The organism is Pseudomonas carassii, assembly GCF_036324045.1.
In the GTDB taxonomy this organism is placed as follows: domain Bacteria; phylum Pseudomonadota; class Gammaproteobacteria; order Pseudomonadales; family Pseudomonadaceae; genus Aquipseudomonas; species Aquipseudomonas peradeniyensis.
On the sequence record NZ_JAZDCT010000010.1, the window covers coordinates 95057 to 115195 of the forward strand.

The 20139-nt window shown below is 64.5% G+C and carries 23 protein-coding genes; 1 reads left to right on the plus strand and 22 read right to left on the minus strand.

Annotation, left to right across the window (positions count from 1 at the left end; genetic code table 11):
- Nucleotides 1-101: 101 nt before the first annotated feature.
- The 18 genes from bamB to trmJ all read right to left on the minus strand — a co-directional run bounded on the left by bamB (nt 102) and on the right by trmJ (nt 15110).
- Nucleotides 102-1271, minus strand: coding sequence for an outer membrane protein assembly factor BamB (gene bamB / locus V0R62_RS09975; RefSeq protein WP_189656930.1), 1170 nt, complete (start codon nt 1269-1271; stop codon nt 102-104).
- Nucleotides 1246-1887 (minus strand): tetratricopeptide repeat protein, encoded by a 642-nt coding sequence (locus tag V0R62_RS09980; protein WP_050704050.1) that lies wholly within the window; start codon nt 1885-1887, stop codon nt 1246-1248. Before V0R62_RS09980 ends, bamB begins: the two co-directional genes overlap by 26 nt.
- Nucleotides 1888-1925: 38 nt before the next feature.
- Complete coding sequence (gene hisS / locus V0R62_RS09985; RefSeq protein ID WP_330103606.1) at nt 1926-3215, minus strand: histidine--tRNA ligase; 1290 nt, start codon at nt 3213-3215, stop codon at nt 1926-1928.
- A gap of 24 nt (nt 3216-3239) precedes the next feature.
- A complete protein-coding gene (gene ispG / locus V0R62_RS09990) occupies nt 3240-4349 on the minus strand; it encodes a flavodoxin-dependent (E)-4-hydroxy-3-methylbut-2-enyl-diphosphate synthase (RefSeq protein ID WP_028689597.1) in 1110 nt (369 codons plus the stop codon).
- A gap of 3 nt (nt 4350-4352) precedes the next feature.
- Nucleotides 4353-5408, minus strand: a complete 1056-nt coding sequence (locus V0R62_RS09995) for a RodZ domain-containing protein (protein WP_330103607.1) — start codon at nt 5406-5408, stop codon at nt 4353-4355.
- A complete protein-coding gene (gene pilW / locus V0R62_RS10000; protein WP_330103608.1) occupies nt 5405-6166 on the minus strand; it encodes a type IV pilus biogenesis/stability protein PilW in 762 nt (253 codons plus the stop codon). Before pilW ends, V0R62_RS09995 begins: the two co-directional genes overlap by 4 nt.
- A 14-nt stretch (nt 6167-6180) precedes the next feature.
- Nucleotides 6181-7323, minus strand: a complete 1143-nt coding sequence (gene rlmN / locus V0R62_RS10005) for a 23S rRNA (adenine(2503)-C(2))-methyltransferase RlmN (protein WP_028689594.1) — start codon at nt 7321-7323, stop codon at nt 6181-6183.
- Between the two features lie 28 nt (nt 7324-7351).
- Nucleotides 7352-7777 (minus strand): nucleoside-diphosphate kinase, encoded by a 426-nt coding sequence (ndk, locus tag V0R62_RS10010; RefSeq protein ID WP_011532343.1) that lies wholly within the window; start codon nt 7775-7777, stop codon nt 7352-7354.
- Nucleotides 7778-7866: 89 nt separating this feature from the next.
- On the minus strand, nt 7867-8067 hold the full coding sequence (gene iscX, locus V0R62_RS10015; RefSeq protein WP_028689593.1) for a Fe-S cluster assembly protein IscX: 201 nt from the start codon (nt 8065-8067) through the stop codon (nt 7867-7869).
- Between the two features lie 10 nt (nt 8068-8077).
- Nucleotides 8078-8419, minus strand: a complete 342-nt coding sequence (fdx, locus tag V0R62_RS10020) for an ISC system 2Fe-2S type ferredoxin (RefSeq protein ID WP_028689592.1) — start codon at nt 8417-8419, stop codon at nt 8078-8080.
- A 3-nt stretch (nt 8420-8422) separates the two neighbouring features.
- Entirely contained in the window at nt 8423-10285 is a 1863-nt protein-coding gene (gene hscA / locus V0R62_RS10025; RefSeq protein WP_050704360.1) for a Fe-S protein assembly chaperone HscA, read from the minus strand.
- A 43-nt stretch (nt 10286-10328) separates the two neighbouring features.
- On the minus strand, nt 10329-10850 hold the full coding sequence (hscB, locus tag V0R62_RS10030; protein WP_186733520.1) for a co-chaperone HscB: 522 nt from the start codon (nt 10848-10850) through the stop codon (nt 10329-10331).
- An 8-nt stretch (nt 10851-10858) separates the two neighbouring features.
- Nucleotides 10859-11182, minus strand: a complete 324-nt coding sequence (gene iscA / locus V0R62_RS10035; RefSeq protein ID WP_023630636.1) for an iron-sulfur cluster assembly protein IscA — start codon at nt 11180-11182, stop codon at nt 10859-10861.
- A gap of 28 nt (nt 11183-11210) precedes the next feature.
- Nucleotides 11211-11597 (minus strand): Fe-S cluster assembly scaffold IscU, encoded by a 387-nt coding sequence (gene iscU / locus V0R62_RS10040; protein ID WP_011532337.1) that lies wholly within the window; start codon nt 11595-11597, stop codon nt 11211-11213.
- A 46-nt stretch (nt 11598-11643) separates the two neighbouring features.
- A complete protein-coding gene (locus V0R62_RS10045; protein ID WP_046854251.1) occupies nt 11644-12858 on the minus strand; it encodes an IscS subfamily cysteine desulfurase in 1215 nt (404 codons plus the stop codon).
- 44 nt (nt 12859-12902) lie between these two features.
- Nucleotides 12903-13394, minus strand: a complete 492-nt coding sequence (gene iscR, locus V0R62_RS10050) for a Fe-S cluster assembly transcriptional regulator IscR (protein ID WP_050704358.1) — start codon at nt 13392-13394, stop codon at nt 12903-12905.
- Between the two features lie 168 nt (nt 13395-13562).
- Nucleotides 13563-14351 (minus strand): serine O-acetyltransferase, encoded by a 789-nt coding sequence (cysE, locus tag V0R62_RS10055; protein ID WP_028689587.1) that lies wholly within the window; start codon nt 14349-14351, stop codon nt 13563-13565.
- A gap of 3 nt (nt 14352-14354) precedes the next feature.
- Nucleotides 14355-15110 (minus strand): tRNA (cytosine(32)/uridine(32)-2'-O)-methyltransferase TrmJ, encoded by a 756-nt coding sequence (gene trmJ / locus V0R62_RS10060; protein WP_330103609.1) that lies wholly within the window; start codon nt 15108-15110, stop codon nt 14355-14357.
- Between the two features lie 151 nt (nt 15111-15261).
- Between trmJ and suhB the strand changes: the two genes are divergently transcribed.
- The gene (gene suhB, locus V0R62_RS10065; RefSeq protein ID WP_028689585.1) at nt 15262-16080 is read left to right on the plus strand and encodes a type III secretion system regulator SuhB; all 819 of its coding nucleotides are present in this window, start codon (nt 15262-15264) and stop codon (nt 16078-16080) included.
- 196 nt (nt 16081-16276) lie between these two features.
- On the opposite strand, the gene V0R62_RS10070 is transcribed toward suhB, so the two are convergent.
- The 4 genes from V0R62_RS10070 to yajC all read right to left on the minus strand — a co-directional run bounded on the left by V0R62_RS10070 (nt 16277) and on the right by yajC (nt 20125).
- Entirely contained in the window at nt 16277-16825 is a 549-nt protein-coding gene (locus tag V0R62_RS10070) for a glycine zipper 2TM domain-containing protein (protein WP_330103610.1), read from the minus strand.
- Nucleotides 16826-16944: 119 nt separating this feature from the next.
- On the minus strand, nt 16945-17853 hold the full coding sequence (gene secF / locus V0R62_RS10075; RefSeq protein ID WP_110735797.1) for a protein translocase subunit SecF: 909 nt from the start codon (nt 17851-17853) through the stop codon (nt 16945-16947).
- Between the two features lie 10 nt (nt 17854-17863).
- Entirely contained in the window at nt 17864-19726 is a 1863-nt protein-coding gene (gene secD, locus V0R62_RS10080; RefSeq protein ID WP_330103611.1) for a protein translocase subunit SecD, read from the minus strand.
- A 63-nt stretch (nt 19727-19789) separates the two neighbouring features.
- Nucleotides 19790-20125 carry a preprotein translocase subunit YajC gene (yajC, locus tag V0R62_RS10085; RefSeq protein ID WP_050704350.1) on the minus strand — a complete coding sequence of 112 codons (336 nt, stop codon included), beginning with the start codon at nt 20123-20125 and terminating at the stop codon, nt 19790-19792.
- Nucleotides 20126-20139: the final 14 nt, after the last annotated feature.

Sequence of the window (20139 nt, forward strand, 5' to 3'; positions counted from 1 at the left end):
GAATTCTTGAAAATGCAAAGGCCGCTGCAAGGCAGCGGCCGGAGTTCGGGCGGCGCGTCATGCGCCGCGGCCTGAGCCCGCGAGCGAGCTCAAGCATAGCTTCAGCGGATGGTCAGTGCCTCGAGCTTGCCGCTGTTGCCGAAGACGTAGATGGTGTCGCCGACCACCAAGGGTCGGGCGCGCAGGCCATCGCTGTCGATACGCTCACGGCCGACGAAGCGGCCATCGACCTGGCTGAGCAGGTGCAGGTAACCCTCGAAGTCGCCCACCGCCACATAGCTGGAGAACACTTCCGGCGCCGACAGCTGACGGCGGGCCATCGAGTCGTTGCTCCACAGCGAGCTGGAAGAACGCTCGTCGACGCTCTGCACGGTACCCGACGCTTCGCTCACGTAGACGTTGCCGAAGCCCTGGGCGACACCCACATAGCTGGAGGCATCGCGCTGCCACAGCACACGGCCGCTTTCCAGCTCCAGACCGGCGACGCGGCCCTGGTACGTGCCGACGTACAGCGTGCCACCGGACAGCAGCAGGCCGCCGTCGATGTCCACCACCCGGTCCAGCTCGGAACGGCCCTGCGGAATCGCCACGCGGCTCTCCCACACCGGCACGCCGTTGCTGATGTCGACCGCTACCACCTTGCCGGTGGAAAGGCCGGCCACGGCCAGGCGGTTGGTCACCACCGGCGCGCCGGTGCCACGCAGGGTCAGCACGGCCGGGCTGTTCTCGTAGATCCAGCGGCGGTCGCCGGTGGCGGCGTCGAAGCCGACCAGACGGTCGTCCTGGGTCTGCACCACCACCACGTCGCCGTTGTTGGCGGGCGGCGCCAGCACTTCGCTGCTGACGCGCGAGCGCCAGCGCTCCTCGCCGGTGCTGGAGTCCAGGGCGATGACCTCGCCCTTGAGGGTACCCAGCATGACCAGGCCGTAGCCCACGCCCACGGCGCCGGATACCGGCAGCTCGAGGTCCTTCTTCCACACCACGTCGCCGGTGATGCGGTTCAGCGCGAAGACCTCGCCGTTGACGTCGGAGGCATAGATGCGGTCGTTCTCGATGGCCGGCACCAGGGTGTTGTAGGTCTCACCCTGGCCGTCACCGATCGAACGGCTCCACTGCTTCTTCAGCACCACTTCCTCGGTGAACTTGGTCAGCTCGGCCGGGGGCAGTTCCTTCTTGCTGTTGCTGCTGCAACCCGCCGCCAGCACGGCGAGGGTGAGCACTGCTGCTTGTTTCCAACCCTTCACTTCAGGCGTCCCCTTTGGCCAGGTCATCCAGCTTCAGTTGCAGGCCACCGATCGCGGCGTCGTCGGACAGCGCGGCCTTGGCTTTTTCGTAGGCGCTGTGCGCGTCGTCGGCGCGGCCCAGCTGTACCAGCAGGTCGCCCTTGAGTTCTTCGCGGCTGGCCAGGAAGGCCTTGTCGGTGTCGCCCTCGAGCAGCTTGAGCGCGTCCTCGGCCTTGTCCTGGGCCGCGAGCACGCGGGCCAGGCGCTGGCGCGAGATCTCGCCGAGGGTGGCGTCGGCCGGCTTGTCCAGCACGCTCTTCAGCTCGCTGGCCGCGTCGTCCAGTTTGCCGCTCTCGACCGCGACCTTGGCCACGAACAGGCTGCCGTACTGGGCGTAGGCGGTGCCGCCGAACTCGCTCTTGAGCTTGCCGGACAGCTCGGCGACCTTGCTCGCGTCGGGCTTGCCGTCAGGCGTCAACGAGGTTTCCAGCAGCGCCTGGTACAGCACCGAGGCGCCCTGGGACTGGTTGGCCTGATACTTGTGCCAAGTCTGCCAGCCCAACACCACCACGCCGGCCAGCAGGGCGCCGGTCAGCAGCGGCTTGCCGTTGCGGTTCCACCAGTCCTTGGCTGCTGCCAGGCTCTCATCATCGGTACTCGACACCCCAATACTCCTATTCGCCTATTCGTTGTCAGACCGCGTCACGCCTGGGCGATCGCGGTTTCCAGGTGCGCGGCAAGCGCATCCCAGGCAATGTTCTGTTGTTCGCCCTGGCCACGCAGGGGCTTCAGGCCGATCTGCTGCTTCTCGAGCTCGTCGTCGCCCAGAATCAGCGCGAACAGCGCGCCGCTCTTGTCGGCTTTCTTGAACTGGCTCTTGAAGCTGCCGCCACCGGCATTGACCGCCAGGCGCAGGCCCGGCAGGCGATCGCGCAGGCTTTCGCTCAGGCGCAGGCCGGCCAGCTCTGCCGGCTCGCCGAAGGCGCACAGGTAGACGTCGATGGTGCGGCTGATCGACTCGGGCACCTTGCCCAAGGTCTCCAGCAGCAGGATCAGGCGCTCGATGCCCATGGCGAAACCCACGCCCGGGGTCGGCTTGCCGCCCATCTGCTCGACCAGGCCGTCATAGCGGCCACCGGCGCAGACGGTGCCCTGGGCGCCGAGCTTGTCGGTGACCCACTCGAACACGGTCTTGCTGTAGTAGTCCAGGCCGCGCACCAGCTTGGTATTGATCACGAACGGAATGCCGGCGGCGTCGAGGCGGGCCTTCAGGCCCTCGAAGTGCACACGGGATTCTTCGTCCAGGTAGTCTTCCAGCTTCGGCGCGCCGACCAGTACCGCCTGGGTGTTCGCATCCTTGCTGTCGAGAATGCGCAGCGGGTTGCTTTTCAGGCGGCGCTGGCTGTCCTCGTCCAGTTGCTCGAGGCGAGCCGAGAGGAACTCGACCAGCGCGTCGCGATAGCGGGCGCGGGCTTCGCTGGTGCCCAGGCTGTTGAGCTGCAGCTCGACTGCGTCCTGGATGCCCAGCAGGCCCCACAGGCGCCAGGTCAGCATGATCAGTTCGGCGTCGACGTCCGGGCCATCGAGGTTGAACACCTCAACGCCGATCTGGTGGAACTGTCGATAGCGGCCCTTCTGCGGACGCTCGTGACGGAACATCTGGCCGATGTACCAGAGCTTCTGCACCTGGCCGTTGCCGGTGATGCCGTGCTCAAGCACGGCACGCACGCAGGCTGCGGTGCCTTCGGGGCGCAGGGTGAGCGAGTCGCTGTTGCGGTCCTCGAAGGTGTACATCTCCTTCTCGACGATATCGGTGACTTCACCGATCGAGCGCTTGAACAGCTCGGTGAACTCGACGATCGGCGTGCGGATCTGGCTGTAGCCGTAGCTGTCCAGCAAGCCGGCCACGGTGCCCTCGAAATAGCGCCACAGCGGCGACTGGTCGGGCAGGATGTCGTTCATGCCACGGATGGCTTGCAGCGATTTGCTCACGAGTAGTCCTTACGAATCTGTGTCTCAGCCGCGGGCGATCAGCGCCGCGTCGGCCTCGGCCTTCTCGGCCGCTTTCTGGCGGATGAGCTTTTCCAGCTCGTCGACCAGGTTGTCGTTGTTCAGTTTCTGCGATGGCTTGCCATCGATGTAGACCAGGTTCGGCGTGCCGCCGGTCAGGCCCACGTGCGATTCCTTGGCCTCGCCCGGGCCGTTGACCACGCAACCGATTACCGCCACGTCCAGCGGCACCAGCAGGTCTTCCAGGCGCCCTTCCAGTTCGTTCATGGTCTTGACCACATCGAAGTTCTGCCGCGAGCAGCTCGGGCAGGCGATGAAGTTGATGCCACGGGAACGCAGGTGCAGCGACTTGAGGATGTCGTAGCCGACCTTCACTTCCTCGACCGGATCAGCGGCCAGGGAGATGCGGATGGTGTCACCGATGCCTTCGGCCAGCAGCATACCTAGGCCGACGGCGGATTTCACCGTCCCCGAGCGCAGGCCGCCGGCTTCGGTGATCCCCAGGTGCAGCGGCTGGATGATCTGCTTGGCCAGCAGGCGGTAGGCCTCGACGGCCATGAACACGTCGGAGGCCTTGACGCTGACCTTGAAGTCCTGGAAATCCAGGCGGTCGAGGTGCTCGACATGGCGCAGCGCCGACTCGACCAGCGCCGCCGGGGTGGGCTCGCCGTACTTCTTCTGCAGGTCCTTTTCCAGGGAACCGGCGTTGACGCCGATGCGGATCGGGATGCCACGGTCGCGGGCTGCGTCGACCACGGCGCGCACGCGATCTTCGCGGCCGATGTTGCCCGGGTTGATGCGCAGGCAGTCGACGCCAAGCTCAGCCACGCGCAGGGCGATCTTGTAGTCGAAGTGGATGTCGGCGACCAGCGGCACACTGACCAGTTTCTTGATGCGGCCGAACGCCTCGGCGGCGTCCATGTCCGGCACCGAGACCCGCACGATGTCCACGCCGGCATCGACCAGGCGCTGGATCTGCGCCACGGTGGCGGCGACATCGTTGGTGTCGGTGTTGGTCATGCTCTGCACCGCGATGGGCGCATCACCACCCACCGGCACATTGCCGACCCAGATTTTGCGGGATTCGCGACGTTTGATCGGAGATTCGCCGTGCATGACTTACTGTCCCAACTTCAGGCGAGCGGTTTCGCCACTGGTGAACGGGGCGACATCGACCGCCTGGCCGTTGTAGCTCACCTGGGCGCCGCGGGCGAAGCCCAGGCGCACCGCGAACGGTGGCTTGCCGGTCAGTTCCAGGCTGTCGCCCTTGCGCTTGATGGCGCTGAACAGCACCTTGCCGTTGCCGTCGGTGACCTGGGTCCAGCAATCGGCGGTGAATTGGATATGGACCTTGGCGCTGCCGGCCGGGGCCGGTGCGGCGTCAGCGGGCGCAGGCGCTGCGACTGGCGCGGTCGACGCGACCGGTGCGACTGGCGCTGCGGCAACAGGCGCGGTGGGCGTGACCACGGCAGGAGCGGTTGGCGCGGCAGCCGGTGCCACAGGTGCGGCGGCGGCCGCTGCCGGCGCGGTGCTGGTGGCTGGCGCGGCGGGTGCCACGGCCGCAACTGGCGCCTGGGTCTCGGCGACCGGCGCCTGCTCGGTAGCGTTCGGCTCCAGTGGCAGGACCTCGCCCTCGGGCTGCTGGCCTTCGCTTACGGCCTGGTCTTCCGGCTCGTCCAGCGGATGAATCTGCGTGGTGCCGTCGGCGCTCTCGACCTCGACGTGCTCCAGGGCGATCTTGGCCAGGTCCTTGCCGCGCAGGCTGCTCTGGTCCTGCCACCAGAAGAAGCCACCGCCGACCACCGCGACCAACAGCAACAGGCTGACCACCCGCAGGATATTGTGCGACAGCCGCACCGGCTCTTCGATGCGGCCAAGGGCGTGCACTTCGCTGCCCTGGGCGTGGGTGCCGGTGATCTGGTCGAAGGCCTCGACCAGGGGCGCCTGGTCCATGTCCATAAGCTTGGCGTAGGCACGGATGTAGCCACGGGCGAAGGTGTGCCCGGGCAGCTTGTCGAAGGCGCCGTTTTCCAGGTTGTTCAGCGAAGATACCGTGAGGTTGAGCTTGCGAGCGACCTCGGCCTGGCTCCATTCGCGTTTTTCGCGGGCCTGGCGCAAGACATCACCGGGGTTCTGGCGAGTCGCTGCTGCTACTTCAGTGTGCGCGGCTTTCATCGTTGCTCCGACAGGTATTGCTGATATTCCGGCGTACCGGGATAAAGTCGTTGTAATTGCTGGCCCAAACGGGTCGCGGTGCCCTGTTCGTCGAGGGCGAGTGCCAGGCGATGGCCCAGCAGCAAGCTACGGGCATCCTGGTCGCTCAGCTGGCTGAATCGATCGTAGTAATCCTGGGCCGGCACATAATGCCTGTTTTCGTAGGACAACTCAGCCATTTCGAGCAATGCCTTCGGTTGCCGCTGATTGAGCCGAAGGGCTTTTTCCAGGTAGGCACGCGCCTGATTACCCTGCCCCTGCTTCAGGGCGGTGAGCCCCAGGTTCTCGTAAACGCGGGAACGCTCAGGATACAAGGTATCGGCGGCAGCCTGGAGGAACATCGCCCGGGCTTCGTCGAAACGGCCCTGAGCATATAGGAAACTGCCGTAATTGTTGCGGATTCGTGTGTCATCCGGGCGGATGGCCAAGGCCTTGGCGAAGTGCTCGCCGGCCAGTGCGGGCTCATCCTCGGCCTGGAACACCAGGGCCAGTGCCGCATGAGCCTCGCCGTCACGGGCGTCCAGGGCCAGGGCCTTGCCCAGCGGCGCCTTGGCGCGCTCAGTTAAACCTTGTTGCAAATACCCCAGCCCCAACTGCACGTAGGCCCGCCCCGCCGCCTCACGCCCCTGGCGGCTGGCCAGGGGGTCGCCCGCGCCGCCGGACACGCAGCCGGCCAGCAGCGAAAGCGTCAGGATCGACAGCGCGGCGCGCAGGCTCATGGGGCAGGTGCTCGTCAGGGGCGCGCGGCGCTGTCTTGCGGCTCGTCGGCAGCCAGCTGGCGCACGGCGATGTAGCGCTCGCTGCGGCGGGTACGGTCGTTGACCTGACCTACCAGCTGACCGCAGGCGGCGTCGATGTCGTCACCGCGGGTGGTGCGCGTGGTCACGTTGAAGCCGCCGTGGTGCAGCAGGTCCTGGAAGCGACGGATGGCATTGTTGCTCGGTCGCTCGTAGCCCGAGTGCGGGAACGGGTTGAACGGGATCAGGTTGATCTTGCACGGCACATCACGCAGCAGCTCGATCATCTGCGCGGCGTGCTCGGGCTGGTCGTTGACGTCCTTGAGCAGGGTGTACTCGATGGTGAGCACGCGCTTGCCGCCGAGGGTGGACATGTAGCCCATGCACGACTCCAGCAGCATCTTCAGCGGGTACTTCTTGTTGATCGGCACCAGCTTGTTGCGCAGTTCGTCGTTCGGCGCGTGCAGCGACAGGGCCAGCGACACGTCGATGTGCTTGGCCAGCTCGTCGATCATCGGCACCACGCCCGAGGTGGACAGGGTGACGCGACGCTTGGAAATGCCATAGCCCAGATCTTCCATCATGATCTTCATGGCGGCGATGACATTGTCGAAATTCAGCAGGGGTTCGCCCATGCCCATCATGACCACGTTGGTGATGGCGCGGTCGATCTTGGCCGGAACGGTCCCGAAGGATTTGTTGGCAAGCCACACCTGGCCGATCACTTCGGCGGCGGTGAGGTTGCTATTGAAGCCTTGCTTGCCGGTGGAGCAGAAGCTGCAGTCCAGGGCACAGCCGGCTTGCGACGACACGCACAGGGTGCCGCGATCGTCGGTGGGGATGTAGACGGTCTCGACGCAGCTGCCAGAGGCAACGCGGACCACCCACTTGCGGGTGCCGTCGGCGGAAATGTCTTCACTGACCACTTCCGGACCGCGAATCTCGGCAACGGCCTCGAGCTTTTCGCGCAAGACCTTGCCGACATTGGTCATGGCGGCGAAATCATCGACGCCAAAATGGTGAATCCATTTCATCACCTGACCGGCACGGAAGCGCTTCTCCCCGATTGAGTCGAAGAACTGTTCCATTTCCGCCAGGGTCAGCCCCAGCAGGTTGATCTTGTCAGTCGATGTCGTCATGGATTCACCCTCACCCGTAAGCTTTCGCTTAGCGAGTGGTTACCTCGGTAGCAGCGAAGAAGTAAGCGATTTCGCGAGCAGCAGCGGCTTCGGAGTCCGAACCGTGAACGGCGTTGGCGTCGATCGACTCGGCGAAGTCGGCGCGGATGGTGCCTGGAGCAGCTTCTTTAGGGTTGGTGGCGCCCATCAGCTCACGGTTCAGAGCGATGGCGTTTTCGCCTTCCAGAACCTGAACGACGACAGGGCCCGAAGTCATGAAGGCAACCAGGTCACCGAAGAAGCCACGAGCGCTGTGCTCGGCGTAGAAGCCTTCGGCCTCGGCCTTGGACAGTTGCTTGATTTTCGAAGCAACGATTTTCAGGCCGGCTTCTTCAAAGCGAGTGGTGATCTTGCCGATGACGTTTTTAGCGACGGCGTCAGGCTTGATGATCGAGAAAGTACGTTGAACAGCCATGGAAAACTCCAGAATATTGAGTGTTGCGAAAAATTAAACCCGCGAATTATACGCGGGTTCCAGGGGATTGCCTAACCTGCGGCGTGCGCTCAGTCGGCTTCTTCGATCCAGGCCGCCTGGATGGCCTCGAGAACCTTCTCGCCGCAACGCGACGGATCGTCATCGAAGTCCGGCAGGGCCATGACCCAAGCGCGCAGATCGACGAAATTCACGTAATGAGGATCGACCTCGGGCTTGCTTTCCGCAAGCTGGATGGCGATCTCAAGTACATCAACCCATTTCAGACTCATGTACAGACCCTCAGTGCGGCGCTTCGGCGGCGTGGTTGAGCGAATATTTGGGGATCTCTATGGTGAGGTCCTCATCGCCGACGACCACCTGGCAACCCAGGCGCGACTGCGCCTCCAGGCCCCAGGCCTTGTCCAGCATGTCCTCTTCGAGCTCGTCCGCTTCTTCAAGGGAGTCGAAGCCTTTGCGGATGATGCAGTGGCAGGTGGTGCAGGCCTTGACGCCGCCGCAGGCGCTTTCCATCTCGATGTGATGGTCGTGGGCCAGTTCCAGGATGTTGGTCCCGGTCGGCACTTCCACGGTCAAGCCCTCGGGGCAGAACTTCTCGTGCGGCAGGAATGTCACCAGCGGCATCGGTTACTCCTCGATCTCATTCAGGTTGCGCCCGGCCAGTGCGGCTTTGACCGTCGAATCAAGGCGACGGGCGGCAAATGCATCGGTCACCTGCGACAGACGCTTGGTCTGTTGCTCGATGGCGGCGCCATCGGTGCCGGTCAGCAAATCACGTAGTTCTTGCATCTGGAATTCGATCGCGTCGCGCTCGTCGCTGCTGAGCAGGCGCTCGCCATCGGCGTCCAGGGCGCCCTGCACCGCCTCGAGCAGGCGCTCGGCGTCGACCTGGTGCTCGCGCAGCTGGCGCGCATGCTTGTCGGAGCCGGCGTGCTCGAAGGAGTCCTTGAGCATGCGGGCGATCTCGCCGTCGGTCAGGCCGTAGGACGGCTTGACCTGGATGCTCGACTCCACGCCCGAGCCCAATTCACGGGCCGCGACACTGAGCAGGCCATCGGCGTCGACCTGGAAGGTCACGCGGATCTTCGCCGCGCCCGCGACCATGGCCGGGATGCCGCGCAGTTCGAAGCGCGCCAGGGAACGGCAGTCGCTGATCAGCTCGCGCTCGCCCTGCAGCACGTGGATCATCATGGCCGACTGGCCATCTTTATACGTGGTGAATTCCTGGGCGCGGGCCACCGGGATGGTGGTGTTGCGCGGGATCACCTTCTCCATCAGCCCGCCCATGGTCTCAAGACCCAGGGACAGCGGGATGACGTCGAGCAGCAGCAGCTCACCGCCTTCGCGGCGGTTGCCGGCGAGGGTGTCGGCCTGGATGGCAGCACCGATGGCCACCACCTGGTCCGGGTCGATCGAGGTCAGCGGGGTACGGCCGAACAGCGCGCCAACCGCCTCGCGCACACGCGGCACGCGGGTCGAACCACCGACCATGACCACCGCGCCGACCTCTTCCAGCTCGATGCCGCTGTCGCGCACGGCGCGGCGGCAAGCCTTGAGACTGCGGGCGATCATCGGTTCGATCATGGCTTCGAAGGCGGCACGGGTCAGCTCGCCCTGCCAGGCACCATGCTGGACGCTGACCGCTTCACTGTCGGTCAAGGCTTCCTTGGCCGCGCAAGCGGTCTGCAGCAGCAGGCGCTGGGTGGCCGGATCGAGGTCGGCGGACAAACCGGCCTGCTCGATGATCCAGCCGGCGATGGCATGGTCGAAATCATCGCCACCCAGGGCAGTGTCGCCACCGGTAGCCAGCACTTCGAAGACACCGGCGGTCAGGCGCAGGATGGAGATATCGAAGGTACCGCCGCCCAGGTCGAAAATCGCCACGACGCCTTCGGCATCCTGGTCCAGGCCATAGGCCACGGCAGCTGCGGTCGGCTCGTTGAGCAAGCGCAGGACGTTGAGGCCGGCCAGCTTGGCGGCGTCCTTGGTCGCCTGGCGCTGGGCATCGTCGAAATAGGCCGGGACGGTGATCACCGCGCCGACCAGCTCGCCACCGAGGGTTTCCTCGGCTCGCTGACGCAGCACCTTGAGAATATCGGCCGACACTTCCACCGGGCTTTTCGGGCCCTGGACCGTGTCGATGAACGGCATGTGCGATTCACCGCCGACAAAGCGGTACGGCAGTTGCTCGCCCAGCTGCTTGACGTCCGCCAGGCCACGCCCCATCAGGCGCTTGACCGACAGGATGCTGTTGAGCGGGTCGCTGGGGGCCGCCTCGCGCGCGGCCAGGCCGACTTCGACAGCGTTGTCGAGATAACGCACGGCGGAAGGCAGGATGACACTGCCCCGGGCATCGGGCAGCGGTTCGCTGCGCCCGCTGCGCACGGCGGCGACGAGAGAATTGGTGGTGCCCAGGTCGATGCCCACCGCCAGGCGGCGCTGGTGCGGCTGGGGGCTCTGACCGGGTTCGGCGATCTGCAGTAGGGCCATGCTTATCTGAGTACCTTAGGCGTCATCACGGGCAACGCCGGGGTTAATCGTCGAGGCGCTCTTCGAGTTGGCGCACTTCTTGGGCGAGCTTGTCGAGGAACTGCATGCGGCGCATCAGGCGCTCGGCCTGCTCACGCTGCGCAGCAACATCCCAGCAGGCGGCGAAATCCTCGTTCAGCGTGTCCTGGGCGACCTTGAGGCGCTTCTTGAACACGGCGACACCGTCGAGATCGGCTTCGTCCTGCAGGTCTTCGAGCTCTTCGCGCCACTGCATCTGCTGCAGCAGGAAGTCCGGGTCGTGCACCGTGACTTCCTGAGGCACCTCGTGGCCGCCGATGGCCAGCAGGTAGCGGGCCCGGCGCGGCGCGCTGCGCAAGGTCTGGTAGGCGTCGTTGAGGGCCGCCGACTTTTCCAGGGCTACGCGCTGCTCGCGCTCGGAAGCGTCGGCGAAACGGTCCGGATGGACCTCGCGGGCCAGCTCGCGGTAGCGAACGGCCAGCTTGTCGAGGTCCAGGCGAAAACCGGGTTGCAGCTCAAACAGGGCGAAATGACAGGGAGTACCCACGGCCAGCCTCAAACGTTGAAGCTTTCGCCGCAGCCACACTCACCGCGCACGTTGGGGTTGTTGAACTTGAAGCCTTCGTTCAACCCTTCCTTGACGAAGTCCAGCTCGGTGCCATCGAGGTAGACCAGGCTTTTCGGGTCGATGATGACCTTCACGCCATGGTTCTCGAACACCTGGTCTTCGGCGGCGAGCTCGTCGACGAACTCCAGCACGTAGGCCAGGCCCGAGCAGCCGGTGGTGCGCACGCCCAGGCGAATGCCCTCACCCTTGCCGCGCCCGTCGAGGGAGCGGCGAATGTGGTTGGCGGCGGCTTCTGTCATGCTGATAGCCATCGGAACTCCTTACCTCGCGACAGTCGACTTAGATCAAGCCTTTCTTCTGCTTGTAATCGCGAACAGCGGCCTTGATGGCATCTTCGGCGAGCACGGAGCAGTGGATCTTGACCGGCGGCAGTGCCAGCTCTTCAGCCAGCTGGGTGTTCTTGATGGTCTCGGCCTCGTCCAGGGTCTTGCCCTTCATCCACTCGGTGGCGAGGGAGCTGGAGGCGATGGCCGAACCGCAGCCGTAGGTCTTGAACTTGGCGTCTTCGATGACGCCCTGCTCGTTGACCTTGATCTGCAGGCGCATCACGTCGCCGCAAGCCGGGGCGCCGACCATGCCGGTGCCGACATCCGGATCGTCGGCGTTCATCTTGCCGACGTTGCGCGGGTTTTCGTAGTGGTCGATGACCTTTTCACTGTATGCCATGGTGCAATTCCTTCCTCATCAGGGAGCCGCTCTTGCCGGCGACTGCTTAGTGGGCGGCCCACTCGATCTTGGAGATGTCGACGCCGTCTTTGTACATGTCCCACAGCGGCGACAATTCACGCAGCTTGTTCACGGCTTCGCAGACTTTCTGCGCGGCGTAGTCGACTTCTTCTTCGGTGGTGAAGCGGCCGAAGGAGAAGCGGATCGAGCTGTGCGCCAGCTCGTCGTTGCGGCCCAGGGCGCGCAGGACGTAGGACGGCTCGAGCGAAGCGGAGGTGCAGGCCGAACCGGACGAAACGGCGATGTCCTTCAGCGACATCAGCAGCGACTCGCCCTCGACGTAGTTGAAGCTCAGGTTCAGGTTGTGCGGCACGCGCTGGGTCTGGCTGCCGTTGACGTACAGCTCTTCGAGGTCCGAGACCTGCTTGAAGAAGCGGTCGCTCAGGGCCTTGATGCGCACGTTTTCAGCGGCCATTTCCTGCTTGGCGATGGCGAAGGCCTCGCCCATGCCGACGATCTGGTGGGTCGGCAGGGTGCCCGAACGCATGCCGCGCTCGTGGCCGCCGCCGTGAATGATGGCTTCCAGGCGTACCCGCGGCTTGCGGCTGACGTACAGCGCGCCGATGCCTTTCGGGCCGTAGACCTTGTGCGCGGAGAACGACATCAGGTCGACCTTGAGCTTCTGCAGGTCGATTTCGACGCGACCGGCCGACTGGGCGGCATCGACGTGGAACAGTACGCCGCGCGAGCGGGTCAGTTCACCGATGGCGGCGATGTCGTTGATCGAGCCGACTTCGTTGTTCACGTGCATCAGCGAGACCAGGATGGTGTCGTCGCGCAGCACGGCCTCGACCATGGCCGGGGTGACGATGCCGTCTTCTCCGGGCTCGAGGTAGGTGACTTCGAAACCTTCACGCTCGAGCTGGCGAGCGGTGTCCAGGACCGCCTTGTGCTCGATCTTGGAGGTGATGATGTGCTTGCCCTTGGTCTGATAGAAGTGCGCCACGCCTTTCAGGGCGAGGTTGTCGGACTCGGTGGCACCGCTGGTCCAGACGATCTCGCGCGGGTCGGCGTTGATCAGTTCGGCGACCTGGCGGCGGCCGTTCTCGACTGCTTCCTCGGCCTTCCAGCCGAACACGTGGGAGCGCGAGGCCGGGTTGCCGAAGTTCCCGTCGACCAGCAGGCACTCGGCCATCTTCTGGGCGACACGGGGATCGACCGGCGTGGTCGCGGAGTAATCGAGGTAGATCGGCAACTTCATTGAGTATCTCCTATCAGGCGGTGGCGTCGCTCGTCGCTGTGGTTTCAGTCGACGGCGGACGTCTCAATCTTGTCCAGCTGGGCAACTCGGCCTGCGACACGGCGCAGGTCCTGGCGCTGGGCGACTTCCTGCACCTCACGGCGCATGACGAGGTCGGCCAGGCTGATGCCACTGAGGAATTCATGGATCTGCTGGCTCAGGTCGCACCACAGGTGGTGAGTCAGGCAGGTATCACCGGCGTGGCAGTCCCCCAGGCCCTGGCAACGGGTGGCATCGACCGATTCGTTGACCGCGTCGATGACCTGGGCCACCTGGATGGTTTCCATGCCCCGCGACAGCTGGTAGCCGCCGCCCGGACCGCGAACGCTGGATACCAGGCTGCTGCGGCGCAGCTTGGCGAACAGCTGTTCCAGATAAGAGAGGGAAATGCCCTGGCGCTCGGAAATGTCGGCCAAAGACACCGGCCCATGCTGCGCGTGCAACGCCAGGTCGAGCATGGCGGTCACGGCGTATCGGCCTTTGGTAGTCAGTCGCATGGCGTATGGGTACCACGGGAGTTACAGGATGTGTGCGAGTATGCGATTCCCGAGCATTTAAGTCAACTATTAGACCTAGTGCTTTAGTCGGGTATGCATGCGGGAGGCGGGCGCGAGTGTAGCAGACAAGGGGCGCAAGCACACGCCCCTTGTGTCGGGCCGGCGCAATCAATGCGACTGAGTGTCGCCCTGCTTGAGTTCGGCGCAGGCCGCGGCGAAGTCGTCGTCGGGCAGCGCCGGCAGCTCCTTGGCACAGTAGTCACTGCCCATCCGGGTCAGCGCGCCGCACATGCCCTCCAGGCGCTCGTCGACGGCCTGCAGGTGGTCGAGCATCTGGCCGATGGCGCGGGCCACCGGGTCCGGCATGTCGCCGCTGACGCCGTAGGCATCGAAGCCGATCTTCTCGGCCATGGCCTTGCGCTTGGCCTCGACGGCGTCATCCTCGGTCTTGACGATGATCCGCCCCGGGATGCCCACCGCCGTGGCGCCGGCCGGCACCGCCTTGGTGACCACCGCGTTGGAGCCGATCTTGGCCCCGGCGCCAACGGTGAACGGACCCAGCACCTTGGCCCCGGCACCGACCACCACGCCGTTTTCCAGGGTCGGGTGCCGCTTGCCCTTGTTCCAGCTGGTGCCACCGAGGGTGACGCCCTGGTAGAGGGTCACGTCGTCGCCGATCTCGGCGGTCTCGCCGATGACGATGCCCATGCCGTGGTCGATGAAGAAGCGCCGGCCGATGGTCGCGCCCGGGTGGATCTCGATGCCGGTCATCCAGCGACCGAAGTTCGACACCAACCGCGCCAGCCACTTGAAGTCGCGCCGCCACAGGGCATTGCCCAGGCGGTGCAGCCAGATGGCATGCATCCCCGGGTAGCAGGTCAGGACCTCGAAGGCGTTGCGCGCCGCCGGGTCACGATGGAAAACGCTCTGGATATCTTCACGCAGACGCTCGAACATCTGTCAGTCCTTCCTTTTATGCGGCTCGCCCCGTGCGACCTTCTGGGTCTCGGTAAGAATGCCGCGCAAAATGCTCATTTCCGGACGCTCGACCGAGCTTCGCCCATACAGCCGGCGCAGGCGCGCCATCAGGTGCTTGGGTTTCTCGGGATCGAGGAAGCCGATGTCCACCAGGGTCTTTTCCAGGTGGTCGTAGAACAGCTCCATTTCGTCCATGGTCGCCAGCTCGCTGGCGTCGACCTTCTCGACCTTTGCCGCACTACCCTGCCCTGCCAACCAGGCCATGCGCACCTCATAGGAGAGCACCTGGACGGCGGCGGCCAGATTCAGCGAGCTGAAGTCGGGGTTCGAGGGAATGTGCACGTGGAAGTGACATCGCTGCAGTTCTTCGTTGGTCAGGCCGGCGTGCTCGCGCCCGAACACCAGGGCGATCTCTTCGCCGCCCATGGCCTGGGCCACGGCCTTGGCCCCGCACTCGCGCGGATCGATCAGCGGCCAGGGGATGCTGCGCTCACGGGCGCTGGTGCCCATGACCAGGCTGCAGCCGACCAGCGCCTGTTCAAGGCTGTCGACCACCTGGGCGTTGTCCAGCACGTCGTCGGCGCCCGAGGCGCGGGCGCTGGCGTCCGCGGTCGGAAACTCTTTTGGCTGCACCAGCACCAGGCGCGACAAGCCCATGTTTTTCATGGCACGCGCAGCGCCGCCGATGTTGCCGGGGTGGCTGGTATTGACCAGAACAACACGAATATTTTGCAGCAAGGTGTCGTGCTCTCGGATGCGGAAACAGGAGGGTTCGATCTTACAGAACCGACCAGCGTAACGCCATGAAAGCAAATGTGACACTTCTGTCGTCAAAGATTTCTGCTAGAATGATCGGCTTTCCTCTTTAACATCTCCAGGTGACCTTCCCATGCAGCCTATGCTGAATATCGCCCTGCGCGCCGCTCGCAGCGCCAGTGAACTGATTTTCCGCTCCATCGAACGCCTGGATAGCATCAAAGTCGACGAAAAGCAGGCCAAGGACTACGTGTCCGAGGTTGACCGCGCCGCCGAGAAGGTCATCGTCGAGGCCCTGCGCAAGGCCTACCCGAACCACTCGATCCAGGGCGAAGAGACCGGCCTGCACGCCGGCACCGGTGAAGAAGGCAAGGATTACCTGTGGATCATTGATCCGCTGGACGGCACCACCAACTTCCTGCGCGGTGTTCCGCACTTCGCCGTCAGCATCGCCTGCAAATACCGTGGCCGCCTCGAGCACGCCGTGATCGTCGACCCGGTTCGCCAGGAAGAATTCACCGCCAGCCGTGGCCGTGGCGCCCAGCTCAATGGCCGCCGCCTGCGCGTCAGCTCGCGCACCAGCCTGGAAGGCGCGCTGCTGGGCACCGGCTTCCCGTTCCGTGACAACCAGATGGCCGACCTGGACAACTACCTGGGCATGTTCCGCGCCCTGACCGGCCAGACCGCCGGCATCCGCCGCGCCGGCTCCGCCAGCCTGGACCTCGCTTATGTAGCCGCCGGCCGTTTCGACGCCTTCTGGGAGTCGGGCCTGTCCGAGTGGGACATGGCCGCGGGCGTACTGCTGATCCAGGAAGCCGGTGGCCTGGTGAGCGACTTCAACGGTGGCCACGACTTCCTCGAGAAGGGCCACATCGTCGCGGGCAACATCAAGTGCTTCAAGGCCGTGCTGACTGCCATCCAGCCGCACCTGCCAGAGCACATGAAGCGCTAAGCGCTGATTGCGGACACAAAAAAAGCACCTCTCGAGGTGCTTTTTTTGTGCCTGCACGATGACCTGTAGGAGCGGCCTTGTGCCGCGAAAGGGCTGCGAAGCAGCCCCGGCAATCTTGATACATACCGAAGATCTCGGGGCCGCTTCGCGCCCCTTTCGCGGCACAAGGCCGCTCCTACAGGGGGGCACTTGCCGCTTATTGCCCCGGCTGGTTCTGCCCCAGGATCAACTTGCCATTCTTGTCCAGCGGGATGGTCGAGCCCGGCTCGTGATCCATCTTCACCTTGCCCACCTGGTCACCGATGGAATAGGTCACGTTGTAGCCGACCACCTTCTCGCTGATGTCGTTGACCGTGTTGCAGCGCGTCTGCGTGGTGGTGTAGGTATCACGCTCCTGCATGTACTCCTGGGCCTTGTTGCCCGCGTAGCCACCACCCACCGCACCGGCCACGGTGGCGATCTTCTTGCCAGTACCACCGCCGATCTGGTTGCCCAGCAGGCCGCCAGCCAGCGCACCGACCACGGTACCGGCGATCTGGTGCTGGTCCTTGACCGGCGCCTGGCGCGTCACCGCGACATCCTTGCACACCTCACGCGGGGTCTTGACCTGCTGCTTGATCGGCTGCACGTCGGTGACCTGGGCGTACTCAGGCCCTTTGTTCACCAAGCTGTAGGTCGCCACAGCACCTCCGGCAGTTACACCGACAGCACCCAGAACCGCACCCACCAGCATTGATTTGTTCACGTGAACCTCCTGATCGTACCCGCGGGCTCCGGCCCGCCTTCTCCCTGCCTTGGAGCAAAAAAAAAGGCGCGAGTTCAACACTCGCGCCTCTCTTTGCGCCAAATGGCGCGGGACAAGCCTTACGGACGCTCGTCCACACCCTCGGTCTTGACCGGCGGGATCAGGTCTTCACTGCTCAGGTTCAGCCAGATCAACACCACGTTGGCGATGTAGATCGACGAGTAGGTACCCGCCATGACACCGATGAACAGCGCCAGGGAGAAGCCGAACAGGTTGTCGCCGCCGAAGAACAGCAGCGCGGCAATGGCCAGCAAGGTCGACACCGAGGTGGCGACGGTCCGCAGCAGGGTCTGGGTGGTCGAGATGTTGATGTTCTCGATCAGCGAAGCCTTGCGCAGCACGCGGAAGTTCTCGCGCACCCGGTCGAACACGACGATGGTGTCGTTGAGCGAGTAGCCGATGATCGCCAGCACCGCCGCCAGCACCGTCAGGTCGAAGGTGATCTGGAAGAACGACAGGATGCCCAAGGTGACCACAACGTCGTGGATCAGCGAGATGATCGCGCCCACGGCGAACTTCCACTGGAAGCGGAAGGCCAGGTAGATGAGGATGCCGCCCAGCGCCAGGAGCATGCCGAGGCCGCCCTGGTCACGCAGTTCCTCGCCCACCTGCGGGCCAACGAACTCGACGCGCTTGACCGTGGCCGGGTTGTCGCCGCCGATCTTCTGCAGCGCCTCAGCCACGCGGTTGCCCAACTGCGGGTCATCGCCCGGCATGCGCACCAGCAGGTCGGTGGTGGCGCCGAAGCTCTGCACCACAGCATCGTGGAAGCCGGAGCCGACCAGCTCGGTACGGACCTTTTCCAGGTCCGCCGGACGCTCGTAGGTGAGCTCGATCAGCGTACCGCCGGTGAAGTCCAGGCCGAAGTTCAGGCCCTTGTGCCACCAGCTGAACAGCGCCAGCACGGTGAGGAGCACGGTAATGGCGAACGCGACATTGCGCACGCCCATGAAGTTGATGGTTTTCATCGCAGCTCCCTCAAACCCACAGCTTCTTGATGTCACGCCCGCCGCAGGTCAGGTTGACCAGTGCGCGGGTCACCATGACGGCGGTGAACATCGAGGTGAAAATCCCGAGGGACATGGTGACCGCGAAGCCCTTGACCGGGCCGGTACCCATGGCGAACAGGATGCCGCCGACCAGCAGGGTGGTCAGGTTGGCGTCGACGATCGCCGAGTAGGCGCGGTTGAAACCTTCGTGGATGGCGCGCTGCACCGACATGCCGGCGGCGATCTCTTCGCGAATACGCGAGAAGATCAGCACGTTGGCGTCCACCGCCATGCCCATGGTCAGCACGATACCGGCGATGCCCGGCAGGGTCAGGGTGGCGCCCAGCAGCGACATCAGCGCCAGCAGCAGGACCATGTTGCCCGCCAGGGCGATGGTCGCCAGCACGCCGAAGGCGCGGTAGATGGCGATGATGAACAGCGAGACGAACAGCATGCCCCACAGGGACGCGTCGATACCCTTGGTGATGTTGTCGGCACCCAGGCTTGGGCCAATGGTACGTTCTTCAGCGAAGTACATCGGCGCGGCCAGGCCACCGGCACGCAGCAGCAGGGCCAGTTCGGACGATTCGCCCTGGCCGTTCAGGCCGGTGATGCGGAACTGGCTGCCCAGCGGCGACTGGATGGTCGCCAGGCTGATGATCTTCTTCTCTTCCTGGAAGGTCTGCACCGCGACTTCTTTCTCGACGCCGTCGACCACCTGCTTCTGGTAGCGGGTGACCGGCTTCTGCTCGATGAAGATCACCGCCATGCTGCGCCCGACGTTGGTACGGGTGGCGCGGCTCATCAGCTCGCCGCCGTGGCCGTCGAGGCGGATATTCACCTGCGGGCGACCGTGCTCGTCGAAGCTGGCCTGGGCGTCGGTAACCTGGTCACCGGTGATGATCAGGCCGCGCTCTACAGGGGCGGAGCGGCCGCCTTCGCGGAACTCGAACACCTCGGTGGTGGCCTTGGACGCGCCTGGCTCGGCACCGAAGCGGAACTCCAGGTTGGCGGTCTTGCCGAGGATTCGCTTGGCCTCGGCGGTGTCCTGCACGCCCGGCAGCTCGACCACGATGCGGTTGGCGCCCTGGCGCTGGACCAGCGGCTCGGCCACGCCCAGCTCGTTGACCCGGTTGCGCACGGTGGTCAGGTTCTGCTTGATCGAGTATTCGCGGATCTCGGCGACTTTCGCCTGGGTCAGCGCCAGACGCAGCACGGCGAGCTCGTTGCGCTCGGTGGTGGTCAGGTCGAAATCATTGAAATTCTTGCGGATCAGGCTGCGGGCCTGTTCGCGGGTAGCATCGTCGGCGAAGCCCAGCATGATGCCGCCATCCTGCTGGGGCAGGCTGCGGTAGCGGACGCGCTCTTTGCGCAGCAAGGTCTTGACCTCGCCTTCGTAGACTTTCATGCGAGCGGTCATGGCCTTGTCCATGTCCACTTCCAGCAGGAAGTGCACACCACCGGACAGGTCCAGGCCCAGCTTCATCGGGCTGGCACCCAGGTTGCGCAGCCACTGCGGGGTGGTCTGGGCCAGGTTCAGGGCCACGACGTAATCGTCGCCGAGGGCCTTGCGCGCCACATCCTTGGCCGGCAGCTGGTCTTCCTGGTTGGTCAGGCGTACCAGGGCACTGCCCTTCTCGCCCAGGCTGCCGCCTTTGACGGCGATACCGGCATCGGTCAGCGCCTTGGTCACGCGATCGAGGTCGGCCTGGCTGACATGCAGGGCGGAACTGGCGCCGCTGATCTGCACCGCCGGATCATCCGGATAGAGGTTGGGTGCGGAATAAATGAAGCCGACCGCCAGTACCACCACGATCAGCAGGTATTTCCACAGAGGGTATTTGTTCAGCATCACGCCGCCCGTTCAAGACGCGGGGCGCTTTGCGCGCCCCGACTGGAAAAGAAAACCGGTAACTCAGATAGCCTTGAGCGTACCTTTCGGCAGGGTCGCCGCCACGGCGCCCTTCTGGAACTTCAGCTCAACGTTGTCGGACACTTCCAGGACCACGAAGTCATCGGCAACCTTGACGATCTTGCCGGCGATGCCGCCGGTGGTGACCACTTCGTCACCTTTTTGCAGGTTGCTCAGCAGGTTTTTCTGCTCTTTGGCACGCTTGGCCTGCGGGCGCCAGATCATCAGGTAGAAGATGACCAGGAAACCAACCAGGAAGATCCACTCGAAGCCGGTACCGGCTGGGCCGGCGGCTGGGGCTGCAGCGTCCGCGTAGGCGGCGGGAATCAAGAAGCTCATTGGGCACTCCTAAT

What these genes read in the sequence shown, in the direction of transcription:
- rlmN (WP_028689594.1), bottom strand. Translation starts at nt 7,323, where the DNA reads ATGACGACATCGACTGACAAGATCAACCTGCTGGGGCTGACCCTGGCG.
- ndk (WP_011532343.1), bottom strand. Translation starts at nt 7,777, where the DNA reads ATGGCTGTTCAACGTACTTTCTCGATCATCAAGCCTGACGCCGTCGCT.
- bamB (WP_189656930.1), bottom strand. Translation starts at nt 1,271, where the DNA reads ATGACCTGGCCAAAGGGGACGCCTGAAGTGAAGGGTTGGAAACAAGCA.
- iscR (WP_050704358.1), bottom strand. Translation starts at nt 13,394, where the DNA reads ATGCGACTGACTACCAAAGGCCGATACGCCGTGACCGCCATGCTCGAC.
- suhB (WP_028689585.1), top strand. Translation starts at nt 15,262, where the DNA reads ATGCAGCCTATGCTGAATATCGCCCTGCGCGCCGCTCGCAGCGCCAGT.
- yajC (WP_050704350.1), bottom strand. Translation starts at nt 20,125, where the DNA reads ATGAGCTTCTTGATTCCCGCCGCCTACGCGGACGCTGCAGCCCCAGCC.
- hscA (WP_050704360.1), bottom strand. Translation starts at nt 10,285, where the DNA reads ATGGCCCTACTGCAGATCGCCGAACCCGGTCAGAGCCCCCAGCCGCAC.
- secF (WP_110735797.1), bottom strand. Translation starts at nt 17,853, where the DNA reads ATGAAAACCATCAACTTCATGGGCGTGCGCAATGTCGCGTTCGCCATT.
- cysE (WP_028689587.1), bottom strand. Translation starts at nt 14,351, where the DNA reads ATGTTCGAGCGTCTGCGTGAAGATATCCAGAGCGTTTTCCATCGTGAC.
- pilW (WP_330103608.1), bottom strand. Translation starts at nt 6,166, where the DNA reads ATGAGCCTGCGCGCCGCGCTGTCGATCCTGACGCTTTCGCTGCTGGCC.
- iscX (WP_028689593.1), bottom strand. Translation starts at nt 8,067, where the DNA reads ATGAGTCTGAAATGGGTTGATGTACTTGAGATCGCCATCCAGCTTGCG.
- iscU (WP_011532337.1), bottom strand. Translation starts at nt 11,597, where the DNA reads ATGGCATACAGTGAAAAGGTCATCGACCACTACGAAAACCCGCGCAAC.
- V0R62_RS10045 (WP_046854251.1), bottom strand. Translation starts at nt 12,858, where the DNA reads ATGAAGTTGCCGATCTACCTCGATTACTCCGCGACCACGCCGGTCGAT.
- fdx (WP_028689592.1), bottom strand. Translation starts at nt 8,419, where the DNA reads ATGCCGCTGGTGACATTCCTGCCGCACGAGAAGTTCTGCCCCGAGGGC.
- ispG (WP_028689597.1), bottom strand. Translation starts at nt 4,349, where the DNA reads ATGCACGGCGAATCTCCGATCAAACGTCGCGAATCCCGCAAAATCTGG.
- V0R62_RS09995 (WP_330103607.1), bottom strand. Translation starts at nt 5,408, where the DNA reads ATGAAAGCCGCGCACACTGAAGTAGCAGCAGCGACTCGCCAGAACCCC.
- iscA (WP_023630636.1), bottom strand. Translation starts at nt 11,182, where the DNA reads ATGGCTATCAGCATGACAGAAGCCGCCGCCAACCACATTCGCCGCTCC.
- secD (WP_330103611.1), bottom strand. Translation starts at nt 19,726, where the DNA reads ATGCTGAACAAATACCCTCTGTGGAAATACCTGCTGATCGTGGTGGTA.